Annotated in this window: 14 protein-coding genes; 8 read left to right on the forward strand and 6 right to left on the reverse strand. The window is 36.9% G+C overall.

What is annotated here, in order from left to right; all coding sequences use genetic code 11:
* The first annotated feature begins 1 nt into the window (after nt 1).
* Genes mrdA through ABD682_RS00665 form a run of 4 tightly spaced genes read left to right on the forward strand, consistent with a single transcriptional unit; the run spans nt 2 to nt 4182 of the window.
* Complete coding sequence (mrdA, locus tag ABD682_RS00650) at nt 2-1972, forward strand: penicillin-binding protein 2 (RefSeq protein ID WP_344737905.1); 1971 nt, start codon at nt 2-4, stop codon at nt 1970-1972.
* Nucleotides 1972-3249 carry a rod shape-determining protein RodA gene (gene rodA / locus ABD682_RS00655; RefSeq protein ID WP_344737907.1) on the forward strand — a complete coding sequence of 426 codons (1278 nt, stop codon included), beginning with the start codon at nt 1972-1974 and terminating at the stop codon, nt 3247-3249. The genes mrdA and rodA overlap by 1 nt, the downstream gene beginning before the upstream one ends.
* A gap of 32 nt (nt 3250-3281) precedes the next feature.
* A complete protein-coding gene (gene def / locus ABD682_RS00660; protein WP_344737909.1) occupies nt 3282-3908 on the forward strand; it encodes a peptide deformylase in 627 nt (208 codons plus the stop codon).
* Nucleotides 3895-4182, forward strand: coding sequence for a hypothetical protein (locus ABD682_RS00665; protein WP_344737911.1), 288 nt, complete (start codon nt 3895-3897; stop codon nt 4180-4182). Before def ends, ABD682_RS00665 begins: the two co-directional genes overlap by 14 nt.
* 10 nt (nt 4183-4192) lie before the next feature.
* Here the strand turns inward: ABD682_RS00665 and gldC are convergent, their stop codons facing one another.
* Both gldC and gldB read right to left on the reverse strand, forming a co-directional pair.
* Nucleotides 4193-4528, reverse strand: coding sequence for a gliding motility protein GldC (gldC, locus tag ABD682_RS00670; RefSeq protein WP_344737913.1), 336 nt, complete (start codon nt 4526-4528; stop codon nt 4193-4195).
* Nucleotides 4528-5490, reverse strand: coding sequence for a gliding motility lipoprotein GldB (gene gldB, locus ABD682_RS00675; RefSeq protein WP_344737914.1), 963 nt, complete (start codon nt 5488-5490; stop codon nt 4528-4530). The genes gldC and gldB overlap by 1 nt, the downstream gene beginning before the upstream one ends.
* 203 nt (nt 5491-5693) lie before the next feature.
* Here gldB and nadE point away from each other — a divergent pair, with 203 nt between their 5' ends.
* A complete protein-coding gene (nadE, locus tag ABD682_RS00680; RefSeq protein WP_344737916.1) occupies nt 5694-6482 on the forward strand; it encodes an NAD(+) synthase in 789 nt (262 codons plus the stop codon).
* A 118-nt stretch (nt 6483-6600) separates the two neighbouring features.
* Nucleotides 6601-7239 (forward strand): response regulator, encoded by a 639-nt coding sequence (locus ABD682_RS00685; protein ID WP_344737919.1) that lies wholly within the window; start codon nt 6601-6603, stop codon nt 7237-7239.
* On the opposite strand, the gene dnaG is transcribed toward ABD682_RS00685, so the two are convergent.
* The 4 genes from dnaG to ABD682_RS00705 form a co-directional block, all read right to left on the reverse strand.
* Nucleotides 7234-9195: a DNA primase gene (gene dnaG, locus ABD682_RS00690; protein ID WP_344737921.1), complete on the reverse strand. Its 1962-nt coding sequence runs from the start codon at nt 9193-9195 to the stop codon at nt 7234-7236. The two genes, ABD682_RS00685 and dnaG, sit on opposite strands and share 6 nt — an antisense overlap.
* Before the next feature lie 149 nt (nt 9196-9344).
* Nucleotides 9345-10424 carry a hypothetical protein gene (locus tag ABD682_RS00695; protein ID WP_344737923.1) on the reverse strand — a complete coding sequence of 360 codons (1080 nt, stop codon included), beginning with the start codon at nt 10422-10424 and terminating at the stop codon, nt 9345-9347.
* Nucleotides 10425-10473: 49 nt separating this feature from the next.
* Nucleotides 10474-11259 carry a hypothetical protein gene (locus ABD682_RS00700; protein ID WP_344737925.1) on the reverse strand — a complete coding sequence of 262 codons (786 nt, stop codon included), beginning with the start codon at nt 11257-11259 and terminating at the stop codon, nt 10474-10476.
* Entirely contained in the window at nt 11246-11818 is a 573-nt protein-coding gene (locus tag ABD682_RS00705; protein WP_344737927.1) for an RNA polymerase sigma factor, read from the reverse strand. Before ABD682_RS00705 ends, ABD682_RS00700 begins: the two co-directional genes overlap by 14 nt.
* Nucleotides 11819-12040: 222 nt before the next feature.
* On the opposite strand from ABD682_RS00705, the gene ABD682_RS00710 reads away from it, so the two are divergent.
* Nucleotides 12041-13483, forward strand: a complete 1443-nt coding sequence (locus ABD682_RS00710; RefSeq protein WP_344737929.1) for a circularly permuted type 2 ATP-grasp protein — start codon at nt 12041-12043, stop codon at nt 13481-13483.
* Between the two features lie 15 nt (nt 13484-13498).
* On the forward strand, nt 13499-14428 hold the full coding sequence (locus tag ABD682_RS00715; RefSeq protein ID WP_344737931.1) for an alpha-E domain-containing protein: 930 nt from the start codon (nt 13499-13501) through the stop codon (nt 14426-14428).

The following is a 14428-nucleotide window of genomic DNA, read 5'->3' on the forward strand; positions in this document are numbered from 1 at the left end:
AATGAGACAGTTTTTACTTTTCATCGTTATTTGTTGTACAGGTGTGCTTTTTATCTCAAGGCTCTTTTACCTGCAAGTCTACACGTCTAATGAGGAAAATCTTTTTGAAGATAATGCCATCCGAAAGGTTTATGATTACCCTAAACGCGGTTTTGTTTACGACCGCAATGGTCAGTTACTGGTATCTAATCAACCCTCTTATGATGTTATGGTAATACCTAGAGAAGTTGGTGAATTTGATATAGAAGAGTTTTGTAGACTGTTGAAAATTGACAGAGAAACCTACGATAAAAAACTAAGCAGAGCAACACATTATTCTCCAAGACTTCCCTCTGTATTTATTTCACATTTGTCAAAAGAGGATTATGCTGTTTTACAAGAAAAAATGCGCAAGTTTGAAGGCTTCTATATCCAAAAACGGTCTTTAAGAAGTTATGAAACTTCTATTGGTGCTAATGTTTTAGGTGATATTGGTGAAGTAAATCGTGCGAATATTGAGAAAGATCCTTATTACAAAATGGGTGATCTTATTGGAAAAGATGGTGTTGAAGCCTCATACGAAAAGGAATTGCGAGGTGAAAAAGGTATCAAATTCATTCAAAAGGATCGTTTTAATAGAAATATAGGTCCTTACAAAAATGGAAAGTTCGATACTATTCCGGTTCAGGGAAAAGATATCAAGATTACCATTGATGCAAAACTGCAAGCTTATGGTGAATTATTAATGAAAAATAAACGTGGTGGTATTATCGCGATCGAACCTTCCACAGGGGAAATTTTAACTATGGTAACCGCGCCATCCTATGACCCTAATTTATTAGTGGGTCGTGAACGTTCTAAAAATTTCACCAAACTTTATAATGATACCATTGCCAAACCGCTTTTCGATAGAAGCTTACTGGCACAATATCCTCCGGGTTCTCCGTTTAAAGTTTTGAATGCCCTTATTGGTTTACAGGAACATGTAGTAAGTACGAACGACCAATTTATTTGTCGCCATGGATACTATTATGGAAATAAAAAGTTAATGGGCTGTCACTCACATCCGCCGGTGGTGAATATGAACAAAGGCATTTATGAATCCTGCAATGCTTATTTCGCCAATGTTTATCGCCGTATTGTAGAAAAATATGACGATCCTGCCAAAGGTTTGAATGTTTGGAGCAAGCATTTAAAAAGTTTTGGTTTAGGTGATTATCTGGGATACGATCTTAATGTAGGACGTCGGGGACGCATTCCCGATGGTGATTTTTACGATCGTTGGTACGGCAAAAATCGTTGGGCTTCAACATTCAATTTATCGAATGCCATTGGGCAGGGTGAGGTTGAAACCACGCCAATCCAATTGGCAAATATGGCAGCAGCCATTGCAAATCGTGGTTTTTATTACACACCACACATCATTAAATCCATTGAGGATGACACCATCGATTCAAAATATACAACACCAAACTACACCACTATCGATAAGGAGAATTTTGAACCTGTAATTCAGGGGATGTATGACGTTTATAACAAAGGAACCGCGAAATACCTTCAGGTTAAAGGCATTGAAATTTGTGGTAAAACAGGTACAGCAGAAAACTTTGTGAAAATTGATGGCAAAACAACACAACTCACAGACCACTCTATTTTTGTGGCCTTTGCGCCAAAAGACAATCCAAAGATCGCACTGGCAGTTTTTGTTGAAAACGGCTATTGGGGAAGCCGTTATGCCGGTAAAATAGCTAGTTTGATCATTGAAAAATATCTCCGAGGTACCATTACCAGAACCGATCTGGAAAGCTGGATCCTGGACCATAGTTTAGAAAATGAATACAAAAAACCATATTCAGGAGAACCTTTCAATATAAATGGAGAATCAGATTTCCAAACCGTATCCCCGGAAGAACTGGACAGCTTGAAGACGCAGCTGGATGCTCTTAATGCCACCTGGAATTCAACAAACCCCCAAGTTAAATCCTTATATTGATGCACAGAGAAACCAACAAACATTTCAAATTTGATTGGATTACCATTATTCTGTTCTTTATGTTGGTTGGATTTGGATGGATCAATATCTTATCAGCATCCCATACGGGAGATACCTTGAACTATTTCGACCTGCAGCACTCGTACAGTAAGCAATTGATTTTTATTTTTTTTACAATCGGGCTTATCATATTGTTGTTATCCATTGAAGCCAAGTTTTATGAACGCTTTTCCAGCATTATTTATATCATCTCGATGCTTTCGCTGGTGGGTTTGTTCATTTTTGGTAAAAACGTAAATGGCGCTACCTCCTGGTATGCTATAGGTGGCATGACACTCCAACCTAGTGAATTTGCAAAAGTGGCTACATCACTGGCTATTGCAAAACACATTAGCGACCTGAATACCAATCTGAAAAACTTTAAAGATCAAATTCAGGCTTTCCTGATTATTACTGTACCGGCGGTTTTGGTCTTGTTGCAAAATGATACCGGAAGCACGATCGTTTATGCCGCTTTCTTTTTTGTTTTATATCGCGAAGGGCTTCCAAAATATTACCTGATTATTGGCGTATTTTTAATTCTGATTTCCATTCTTTCTTTAAAATTTGGAGCTATAATAACCTCCATTGCGGCAAGTACCATTATTCTACTAGCCTATTATATCAATCGGAAAAAGGCCATTTTCGCCAGAAGTTTGCTCTACATTATCGTAACGATTCTGGTGTCGTCTGGTGTAAAATTCTTTTATCAGAATGTTTTAAAATCCCACCAACAAGACCGCATCAGTTTATGGCTTCGTCTTGAAAAAGACCCTGAAAAGCTGGAACGGATGAAACAAACGTTTGCTTATAATTTAAATGAATCGGAAAAGGCTATTAGCTCCGGTGGATTTGCCGGAAAAGGTTTTATGGAAGGTACGCGTACAACCGGAAAATTTGTTCCGGAACAACATACCGATTATATTTTTAGTACCGTAGGCGAAGAATGGGGGTTTCTAGGCAGTGCAGGTGTCGTGATCCTTTTTATTTTGTTACTCCTGCGCATTCTGCATTTGGCAGAATTACAAAAATCCCAATTTAGTAGGGTATACGGCTATAGTGTTGCGGCTATTATCTTCATTCATTTCCTCATAAATATCGGTATGGTTATGGGGCTTATTCCAACAATCGGCATCCCGTTACCACTATTTAGTTATGGTGGTTCCGGACTTTGGGCATTCACCATTTTAATATTTATTTTTATTAAATTAGATTCTAATAGAATTAATGAATGGTAAGCTTTAAAACCACTTAATCAACGTTTCTTAATATGAAAAACATTTTACTTTTCCTTTTAATCGGTTCCTTTTTAGTGAGTTGTGGCTCTAGAAAAAATATGCCTTCCAATGGCTTTTCAAAAGCACAAACAACACTCATTATGAACGCCGACTCGCTCACGCCCATGCGTGTTTTTAAAATTACCAGCACGAGCGATTCTATGCTTTTAAGAACAAAAAGTGAACCTGTTAAAGTATTTCCAAATGATCCTGTTTTGAAAAATTTCGTGGCGCGTCTCTATGCCACGGTTACCGATAGCATGTCTTTAGGTTTGGGGATCGCTGCACCACAGGTTGGTATCTTAAAAAACATTATTTGGGTGAAACGTTTGGATAAAGATGATCTCCCCTTTGAAGTGTATTTAAACCCAAAAATTATTGAATATTCTGCGGAAAAACAGACAGCCAGAGAAGGCTGTTTATCCATTCCGGGACGCAGTGAAGTTTTAGATGATAGAGCCGAAAAAATCGTGGTAACTTATGATACTATGGAAGGTACTCATAAAACAGAAACTGTTGGTGATTTTACAGCCGTGATCTTTCAGCACGAAGTGGATCACCTCAACGGCATATTATATCTCGATCACCTTAAAAAAGAAATTAAAGATGCCAAAAAATAAGCGCTATATATTCTTGCTCATACTGGCTGCTGCACTTCTGGCCATACCCTTTATTGCCATGCAGTTTACGCCTGAGGTCGCCTGGACCGCTTCAGACTTTCTTATTGCCGGCGTGTTTCTTTTTGTGTTGGTATCTTTGGCCGAAGTTATTTTGCGCAAGGTAACGCTAAAAAAGTATCGTTATTTACTTCTCGTAATCCTTCTTTTTACTTTTCTTTTAATCTGGTTAGAATTGGCTGTTGGCATTTTCAACACCCCTTTTGCAGGAAGTTAAAACCACAAGATTATTTTTTCAACTCCAGTTTTTCAGCAAAATAATCGCAGAAATCTTTCATGGTAGCCGTCATCTTTTCATCCTGGGTAGCGCGATGAAATGTATTACTCATAGCCACTAATGTTTGATGAAAGAATACCTTCATTTCATCCACAGGCATATCTTTGGTCCATAGATCGATTCGCAAAGTCTCTTGAGCTTGCGAATCCCAAACGGAAAGCATCATAGCCTTAGCTTCTTCATTAGTGATTCCCCCATCTTGCGCAGTCCAGAATAATTTCTCCGGAATACGGTTTTCATCTAATTCAACTTTTAATTCTATTTTCGAGTTATGGTTTTTTGCCATTATTTCTTTGGTTTAAATTTAGAGTTATTAAAAATGGTTTCGGCGTCTTCTGTAAGCATCTCATTAAAAGGTTTGTCATTATTTTCCATGTATGCTCTTACAATTTGCCAACCGATATATTGCCCGATGCGACCCGGTGAATTCGTGTCGATATCCTGCAGATAGAATTTAGAAAACGGAGCATCAACAATAAAACGCCCCGGTAATTTTGAGTCGGTACTATAAAGCAATTCACGTTCTACAAAATACCGCCAAATATCGCTCTCATTCGTTTTTGCCCATTGTAATTCTTCTTCGGTATAACCAATCCTTTCTGCTTCTGATTTGAATGGAATCGCCTTATCCTTAAAATAAAGCAGTTTCCCATAATACACCATTTCATCCAACAAGGTTTTACGTTGCTTTTGAAAAGCATATTTTTCCGCATAAGCATTTGCCAGATCAACAACAATTTGACTGGGTCTCAAATTGGCAGCAATATAAACGGGAATACCTTTATAGAAATAGTGATCTTTACCTAAAAAATTATCCAAAGCTACTAAAGCGATCGTATCTGTTACGATAACCTTATTGCGGTAGTCTACAAAACTGGTTGTGGTAATAACACGCGGTGGATGAAAGTCCGGGAAATAATATTTAATATGATTGAACAAAGATTCAATTTCACTCTGTAGTTTATCGGTTTTAGGATAGATTTTTTTCACCTCTCTGAAAAGTTCCTGTTGCAGGGTGTCGTTGATTTTTGAAATCCAAACCGAATCCGAATAGGTTTTTGGAAACATAAAAGGATAAGCCTTCTTTAATTTCGGAAGCGTTTTTTCTGTGGCATCGGCAAAATCCATATCGAAACGTTCAATACTGATATCCGTACCAATGTCATTTATTGCTTTTTCGGTGTTGTCTTCTTGCTGACACGAGATACACATGGCAAAAATGAAAATTCCAAAAAATAACTGTTTCATCTGTTAAAAAATTATGGTTTTAAGCCGGTCAGATTTTTCTGTTTACAACCTGATGAAATTCATCACCAATCCCTTCGATTGTCGTCAACATACTGTTATGGCTCATTTCCTATAAAACTAAAACGTTTTTAATTTTTATTAATTGAGCGTAAGCTTTATTTTTGTTTGCAAAGGTAGTATACTTTGACTTAAATTCTTTGAAAATGCAAACAGAAAACGTAGCTAATTACATTACCAACTGGCTAAAAGATTATGCAAACAAAGCAGGCGTAAACGGATTCGTAGTAGGTGTATCAGGAGGCATAGATTCTGCTGTTACCTCTACCCTTTGTGCCAGAACTGGAATGGATGTTTTGTGTATCGATATGCCCATACACCAGGCAGAAAGCCATGTATCCCGGGCAAATGAACACATTGAGCAATTAAAAAAACGATTTAAAAACGTACGTTCTGTTCGTGTTGATCTCACTCCGGTATTTGAAGAATTTAAAACCGAGGTTACTCTTGAAGGCAATCAAACTATTGTAGACCTGTCTTTGGCCAATACAAGAGCCCGATTACGAATGACAACTTTATATTACCATGCCGGTATTTACAAACTTCTTGTTGCAGGAACCGGTAATAAAGTTGAAGATTTTGGTGTTGGCTTTTATACTAAATATGGCGATGGTGGTGTGGATTTGAGCCCGATAGCCGACTTATTAAAGTCTGAAGTGTATCAACTTGGTGAGTTTCTTAAGGTCCCTACGTCAATTATGGAAGCCGCTCCCAGCGATGGTTTATTTGGTGATGCCAGAAGTGATGAAGCGCAATTAGGTGCCTCGTATCCTGAGTTAGAATGGGCTATGGCCATGAGCGAGGCTGGAAAAACTATTAAAGATTTTAAAGACAGGGAATTAGAGGTTTTTTCTATCTATAAGTCATTCAATTCGGCAAATAAGCACAAAATGGTCGCCATTCCTGTCTGTAAAATCCCAGAAAATATAAAATAAATTTCATACAAAATTAAATTCACTTTGCCAAATCATTAAAAAAGTATTACTTTTGTTTTAAGCTTACTCTCAATTATAATATTCTCTCAAAATTAACAATTATAAAAGCTGAACTAACATGATTAAATTACTAATAGCAGACAACCATCCTGTTACCAGGAAGGGGTTGGAAGCTTTATTCTCTGCGTCAAACAACATAGAAATAGTTGCTAGTGTTGATGATGGCGAAGCCATCTTAGATTATGTCAAATCAAATCCTGTTGACATTATTCTTACCGAAACTGATTTTCCAAAATTAAATGGCCTTACATTGTTAAGGTATTTGAAAGAAGATTATCCTAACATTAAAACCATCTTTTTCAGTGCACAACCAGAAGAGGTGTATGCCATTAATGCCATTCGTGCCGGTGCCTCAGGGTATATTCACAAATCGTCTAATGTGCTAACAGTAAATGAAGCCATCCTAAAAGTTTACGAAGGTGATATGTATTTAAGTAACAAGCTAACACAACAATTAGCTTTTGGTACTAAATCAAAAACTTCAGATGGATTTTACAAGAAATTATCTACTCGTGAAGCTGAGGTTCTAAAACTACTCACCGTAGGTAAAAAGAACAAGGAAATTTCAAAAGAACTGGATATTAATGAAAAAACCGTTAGTACTTACAAAGCACGTTTAATGCGTAAACTTAAAGTAACTAACCTGGTTGATTTAATAAACCAGGCGAAACTAAACCAGCAAGTAAAAAATTTATAGCACTCGGTTTAACTTTCGAGACAAGAGCATTTTTAAACCGGAGTAATCTTTAACTTCCTCAAGGACACTAGTGTTTGAGGAAGTTTTATTTTTAAGGGTTTCTGCCTGAAATTGCTTGACCTTCTGATCTATCAAAAAGCAGCGTAAACTTAAAATCGTTTCACTAACCAACTGTGCCACCGTGTGGTTTTTTTCTTTTGGAAAAATATTCATCCTATTCCAATCGTCCAAAGTGTAGCGCTCATCTTCCATAAGGATTGTGGTGATCTCACTAGCCATGTCACCATCAACCTTATTAATAAAGGATTTTAAATTAAAATCGGCATGTTTATTTAATTCGTCAATGATGGTATAGTATAAATGCTTGAATTTTTCATTTGTAAATTCCATTTCATCTTCCTGAAGATCTAAAAATACTTTTTCAAACACCTTGGCCTCCTGAATAACCGGTTCTAAAATAAGCTCTCCGAGATCGTTCTCCTTTAAGATAAGATCTTCAAAATCTTCAGTTTTATTTCCGTAAAGTAAAAGAATTTTGATGATCTCCCGCTCCAACACATATTGTACATCGACCTTTTCAACGGTTTGCTTGTTCTTGATAACCTCAAAGGACTTTTGATAATCGCGTTTGTATTTTTTATCAGCTTCCTGAATATCCTTTTTATTGATTTGCGCAAGCGTACTGAACAAAACGCCTTCACTGATATCCATGATCTTGGCACATTCCTGAATATAGATTTCCTTCTTAATACGATCAGGGATCTTTGAGATACTATTCACAATATCGCGAATAGTTTCAGCTTTTTTTATCGGATCGTTTTTGGATTCCTCATAGAGCACCGAAGCTTTAAACTGGATAAAATCCTTGGCATTTTCCTCAAGATACAACGTCAGTTCTTCCAACGAATTTTCTCTAGCAAAACTATCGGGATCCTCACCTTCCGGGAAGGTACAAACCTTAACATTCATACCTTGCTCCAGGATCAGATCAATGCCTCGCAAGGAGGCACGTAATCCTGCCGCATCGCCATCAAAAAGTACCGTAATGTTTTTGGTAAGTCGATTGATCAGTCGTATTTGCTCTGAAGTCAAAGCCGTCCCCGAAGAAGACACTACATTTTTAATCCCACGTTGATGGAATTGGATCACATCTGTATAGCCTTCCACCAAATAACAATTATCTTCTTTAGCAATACTTTGCTTGGCCATATAAATACCATAAAGCACTTTACTTTTATGGTAAATGGGACTTTCAGGAGAATTTAAATACTTAGCAGCTTTTTTGTCGTTGGTCAAAATACGTCCACCGAAACCTAAGATACGGCCGCTCATACTTTTTATAGGGAACATGACCCGGCCTTTAAAACGATCAAATTGCTTTTCTTCCTTTACAATAGTGAGACCGGTTTTCTCTAAAAATTCTAGCTGATATCCTTTTTTCAAGGCAGCATCGGTGAAGGCAGACCAATCATCTAAAGAATAACCCAGATCAAATTCCTTAATCGTTTCGTTAGTAAAACCTCGCTCTTTAAAATAACTAAGTCCGATAGATTTTCCCTGATCGGTTTTGTATAGGATATTTTGAAAATAAGAACTGGCAAATTCACTCACCAAATACAAACTTTCCCGCTCACTGGCCTGTTCTTTTTGTTCATCAGACTGCTCGGTTTCTTCAATTTCAATATTGTATTTTTTTGCTAGATATTTAATAGCCTCCGGATAAGTAAAATGTTCGTGCTCCATTAAAAAAGCCACCACATTCCCGCCTTTCCCGCTTGAAAAATCTTTCCAGATCTGCTTCACTGGCGACACCATGAAACTCGGTGAGCGTTCATCAGAAAACGGACTTAATCCTTTAAAGTTACTTCCTGCTTTTTTAAGTTGCACAAAATCACCAATAACCTCCTCTACTCGAGCGGTTTCAAATACCTGATCTATGGTTGTTGGTGATATCAAAGTCTGAAATTATTAGGATTGTAAATGTACTATATAAGAATTGATTTTTGAAATTTATTCCACGGATGAATCTAGCAAAAACCAAATAAAAACCCTCAGCATTCTGAGGGTTTTTTCGACTAACACAAATTCAATATGGATTTTAACTCTTAATCTACATCAAAGCGAATTCCTAAAGAGATATTTCGCTGATCTACCGCCTGATCCTGAAAAATGGGAGACAGATCGTATTTTACGTAAATAGCAGTATCATCAAAAGCAACATAGGCACTTAATCCGTAAACCAAATTAGATGTATTGAAACCACCTTTTTGCTTTTCTTTTTTACGATCACCATCAATGCTGTATTTTAATTTTTGACGGGTTCCGATATTGAATCCACCGTAACCACCCAGACCAATTTTAAATTGATTTTGAGTAGAATACCTAAAATAGGTGTCGTGGTCATAGCGCTTGGAAGGACCAAATTCGAAATGTACCGGGAACACAAGATTCGTCATTGAAAGTTTAGATTTTCTCAAATTCTCTGGAAATGTCTGCAAGCTTATTTGGCCGTCCTGATTTACGAAATACTGATTGTCATCCGGCTTCAAACCGTTGATCTGCAAAGACACTCCATATTTTAATCGTAAAAAATTAGAGTTATCGAACACCCGATTTTTCCAGGCCCAGCCAATTTCAAAAAAGCGAGAACCTCCAAATTTATAGGGAGAATCATCAAGAGGTTGTCCCTCAATAATAGCATTGTTCAATCCAAAGGCCAAAACAAAATCACTAGTCGTTCTAAGATCGTACTTTCTGGGTTTATTCTTTTTATTGATCTGAATGCCGGCAAAACTATATTCTTCACCATCTATTGTTATTCCGATCTTAGAAGGGTCTTTATCGTCATTTGTATAATAGCCTTCCTCATTTCTTTGAAGCAAGGCAATTTTATTATCAATAATACTCAGCCGATTCTCAATGTTCATAGCACGTTTTTTGGCGGCTTCTTTCTTTAAAATATCAGCTTCTTCAGTGGTTATATAGCCCTTTTCCAATCGGGTGTCGATAGCCTCAACCTCAGCCCTCAAGAAGGCGCGTTCTTCTTCTTTAACAGATTCTTTAGCCGCCATCAAACGGTCTATTTTTTCTGTATTATTGGTTTTAGGAATACTATCCTGAGCCTGTATTACGGCCATATTAAAGGATAAGACAAAAAGTGCTAAAAATTTTGTAATGGTTTGCATAACTGTTCGTTTTTTGATGTTTAATTGATTTATTATGATTTGATTGATATTAATTATTTCGATTAGCAACAGTTGTTTTTACTGAATTGAAACTCGATTTCAAAGCGTCAAAAACCTTAGTTCTGAAAGATTCGTCCAATTCATTTTCCACATCCGCTAACAAAGCGTCTGCATCTACAGTGCCTTTGGTTTTATTTATAAATTTCTGCCGTTGAATATCTTTTTCAGCTGCAGTAAATAAGGAATCGAGATAAGCATCCGAAACCTCCTGCTGACGATCAGCAACTGCCTGAACATTTTTTACAATGTCTTCGATCTTTTGAGCTTCAAAATCAGATGTGTTATCAGCTATTTCTGAGGAGGCTTTATTACCTGGCAAAGGATTTCGTGCGACAGATTCATCTAAGACTATACTTTCCTGAATAATTATTGGGTTTTCAATTTTATTCGATGCAGGGGCCTCAGGTTTTACAAGGCGCTCGGCTACCGCATTAAGTGAGGCTTTAGGAGTCAGATTATCTTGTTCATTTTTAACTGCAGGAACGTCCTTTTTAGTTTCTGTTTCAACCTCAGTATTCAACGGTGTTTTTACTACTTTGATAGGCGTATTTTGATCCATTACCGCATTTGAATCAGCATTAAAAAACTGGGATACCAACAGCAGTAACCCCACAAGACTTGCTGCAATACCCATCCACAAAATAGGACTGACTTTTTTAGGTCCCTCCTCAGCTTCCAACCTTTGTGAAAGTTTCTCCCAGGCACCTTCAGAAGGCTCTAAACGGCGCTTTCCCAGTTTGGTTCTTATCTCGTTATCAAATTTATTTTGCTCCATAACTTGTTCTTTTATCGAATGCTGCAAGTTTTCCCTGAAGCAGCTTTCGTGCTTTAAATAATTGTGATTTTGAAGTGCCCTCGGTGATATCCAAAAGCTTCGCGATCTCGTGATGTTTATAACCTTCAATAGCATACAAAACAAAAACGGTCTTGTAACCTTCAGGTAAGGTGTCAATTGCATTCTGAATATCTGCGACCTCAAGTGAGGAGGTGTTTTGAGCAACATCCTTAACAACCTGATCTTCTATGGATATCTCCATTTTTTTTTGTTGCCTTAGAAAGGAAATGGCTTCTCTCACCATAATTTTTCGAATCCAGCCTTCAAAACTTCCTTCTCCTCTATAGTTTTTCAAATGGGTAAAAACCTTAAAAAACCCCGAAAGCATCACATCTTCAGCTTGTTGTAAGTCATTGATATAATATCTGCAAACACTCAACATTTTGGAGGCATATAATTCATATAACCGGTGTTGTGCCTCCCGATTATTCTTTTTTGCTTTCTGAATAAGCGCCTTTTCGTTATTGTTAAGGGATATGACTTTCAAAAATGATTTCATTTTGCTTTCTACTTTAATAGACGCTAATTTTTTAAAAATGGTTGCCTGGGACGAATAAAAAAATTTCAAACAATTATTATTCCAATAATTTAAGCCTAAATATTAGCTTTAATTGAAAATTATCATCAGCAAATTTTGTCAAACACTAATTTATTCTTTTTAAACGGTCAATTTTATTGAATTTCTTTCAAATTATAATTATATTTCATCAAAAGAGCACATATGGCCAATGACAGTTTATTTTCTTCTTACAGCTTGCTTCCGGAAACCTGGGATGAGATGTACGATGATCGTTCGAAAATACGCTCCCAATACGATATCATCAACGATTACCTGAAGGCAACATCGCCTGAAAAACTATATAAAAAGGAAGAACTGACCAGGCAATTATTTATGAGCCAGGGTGTTACCTTTACGGTGTATAGTGATGAACAAGGCATTGAAAAAATTTTCCCTTTCGATATTATTCCAAGAATTATTACGGCTAAAGAATGGGATAAAATAGATCGCGGCATCAAGCAGCGATTAAAAGCTCTAAACTTGTTTATCAAGGATATTTATCATGATCAATTTATTATAAAGGACGGCATTATTCCCGCAGACCTTATTTATTCGTGCCCAAATTTCCTCAGGGAAATGATGGGAGTAGATGTTCCGCATGATGTTTATGTTCATATTGCAGGTGTAGATCTCATCCGAAACAATGACGGTGAGTTTTATGTTTTGGAAGATAATTTAAGAACCCCTTCCGGTGTGAGTTACATGCTGGAAAATCGTGAAATTTCAAAACGGATCTATCCCGGTATTTTGCCAAAAAATGAAATTCGTTCTGTTTCTGATTACCCTAATGTACTTTATAAGAAATTAAGTGAGTTATCGGATCAGGCAGAACCTAATGTGGTGCTTTTAACTCCGGGAATTTATAATTCAGCCTATTACGAGCATTCCACACTTGCGCGATTAATGGGAATCGAATTGGTTGAAGGTAGCGACCTTTTGGTAAAAGACCATTTTGTTTATATGAAAACTACGAATGGGTTAAAACGTGTTGATGTCATTTACCGTCGTGTTGATGATGATTATTTAGATCCTTTAGAGTTTAAAGCTGAGAGCACCCTGGGTGTTGCCGGTATTATGGCAGCCTATCGAAAAGGTCATGTAAATATTGTAAATGCCCCCGGTACAGGTGTAGCTGATGATAAAGCCATCTATGTTTACGTGCCGGATATGATACGGTATTATTTAGATGAAGAACCGATACTTAAAAATATTGAAACCTATCAATTAGCAAAACCTGAAGATTTCGAATTCGTTACTAAAAACATTCGTAAAATGGTGATCAAAAAAACCGATGGTAGCGGTGGTTATGGGATGCTCATGGGGCACGAAGCTACGGAAGAAGAGATTGAAGATTATCTAAAAACGGTTCGTGAAAATCCTACCAATTTTATCGCCCAGCCTATTTTGAGGTTATCTACGGCGCCTTGCTGTATTGATGGGAAGTTATCACCAAGATGTGTCGACCTACGTCCCTTTGCCCTAACCGGTCGTGACGGTATCGATATTACCCCGGGTGGCTTAACACGTGTGGCGTTGAAAAAAGGCTCTTTGGTAGTAAACAGTTCTCAAGGTGGTGGTAGTAAGGATACCTGGGTGATTCAATAATAAAAAACAAGAACAATGTTAAGTAGAGTTGCAAATAATTTGATTTGGTTAGACCGCTATATGGAACGCGGCAATAGTATTATTAATTTACTTAAGCTAAATTTCACGGCAAATCAGGATTCTCCTGAGTTATTTCCCTGGGCGCCAATCATAAAAAATTATAATGATCACGATAACGATTTTACCACGGAAGACCCCATTGAATGTATTGAATACATGGTCTTTAATACAGGACACAGCAATTCTATTGTTAATATTGTGACGCGGGCACGTGAGAACGCGCGGAGTGTTCAGGAGCATATTTCCCGTGAATTATGGTTGAACGTAAATAATTATTATTTATTCCTAACGGATAAAACCTTACCACAACAATTACAAGAAGGTGACCCCATTATGTTTTTGGACCGCTTAAAATCCTTTCATTTAATGTATCAGGGGAATACAGATCTAACGCAAGAACGTGGACCATCATATTATTTTATGAGTGTTGGTAAATATCTGGAGCGTGTTATTCAGATCTCCGATTATACAGCAATAAAATTGGTAGAAATTTCGAAGACTACTGACCGTTTAGAACAAACCTTTTACTGGAAAAACTTATTATTATCTCTTGGTGGTTACCAGTTGTATTTGAAAAAACACAAGTCGGCATTCACTGAAGGTCACGTTATTACCATGGTTTTTCAGGATAAACTATTTCCGCGATCGGTATATTATTGCATCAATAAATTATATATGCACATTCAAAAACTCATTGAGATCCAGGAACTTGAAAAAAATAATCTAGAATTTTTACTGGGAAAGCTGGAAAGTACAATAAAATATACTACTATTGACAGCATAAATGAACAAGGTTTAGAAAACTTTATTCAAGAGATCAAAGACGACATCAGAAATATATCTTTAAGTATAAATACGGTGTATTTTTCAAACGCCAACTCATAA

It is taken from the genome of Gaetbulibacter aestuarii (genome assembly GCF_039537665.1).
GTDB classification, from domain to species: Bacteria; Bacteroidota; Bacteroidia; order Flavobacteriales; family Flavobacteriaceae; genus Gaetbulibacter_A; species Gaetbulibacter_A aestuarii.

Excerpts from the sequence above, each read along its gene's own strand:
- def (WP_344737909.1), top strand. The coding sequence starts at position 3,282 with ATGAAAAACATTTTACTTTTCCTTTTAATCGGTTCCTTTTTAGTGAGT.
- ABD682_RS00665 (WP_344737911.1), top strand. The coding sequence starts at position 3,895 with ATGCCAAAAAATAAGCGCTATATATTCTTGCTCATACTGGCTGCTGCA.
- ABD682_RS00685 (WP_344737919.1), top strand. The coding sequence starts at position 6,601 with ATGATTAAATTACTAATAGCAGACAACCATCCTGTTACCAGGAAGGGG.
- mrdA (WP_344737905.1), top strand. The coding sequence starts at position 2 with ATGAGACAGTTTTTACTTTTCATCGTTATTTGTTGTACAGGTGTGCTT.
- ABD682_RS00700 (WP_344737925.1), bottom strand. The coding sequence starts at position 11,259 with ATGGAGCAAAATAAATTTGATAACGAGATAAGAACCAAACTGGGAAAG.
- nadE (WP_344737916.1), top strand. The coding sequence starts at position 5,694 with ATGCAAACAGAAAACGTAGCTAATTACATTACCAACTGGCTAAAAGAT.
- ABD682_RS00710 (WP_344737929.1), top strand. The coding sequence starts at position 12,041 with ATGGCCAATGACAGTTTATTTTCTTCTTACAGCTTGCTTCCGGAAACC.
- ABD682_RS00715 (WP_344737931.1), top strand. The coding sequence starts at position 13,499 with ATGTTAAGTAGAGTTGCAAATAATTTGATTTGGTTAGACCGCTATATG.
- ABD682_RS00695 (WP_344737923.1), bottom strand. The coding sequence starts at position 10,424 with ATGCAAACCATTACAAAATTTTTAGCACTTTTTGTCTTATCCTTTAAT.
- gldC (WP_344737913.1), bottom strand. The coding sequence starts at position 4,528 with ATGGCAAAAAACCATAACTCGAAAATAGAATTAAAAGTTGAATTAGAT.
- rodA (WP_344737907.1), top strand. The coding sequence starts at position 1,972 with ATGCACAGAGAAACCAACAAACATTTCAAATTTGATTGGATTACCATT.
- gldB (WP_344737914.1), bottom strand. The coding sequence starts at position 5,490 with ATGAAACAGTTATTTTTTGGAATTTTCATTTTTGCCATGTGTATCTCG.
- ABD682_RS00705 (WP_344737927.1), bottom strand. The coding sequence starts at position 11,818 with ATGAAATCATTTTTGAAAGTCATATCCCTTAACAATAACGAAAAGGCG.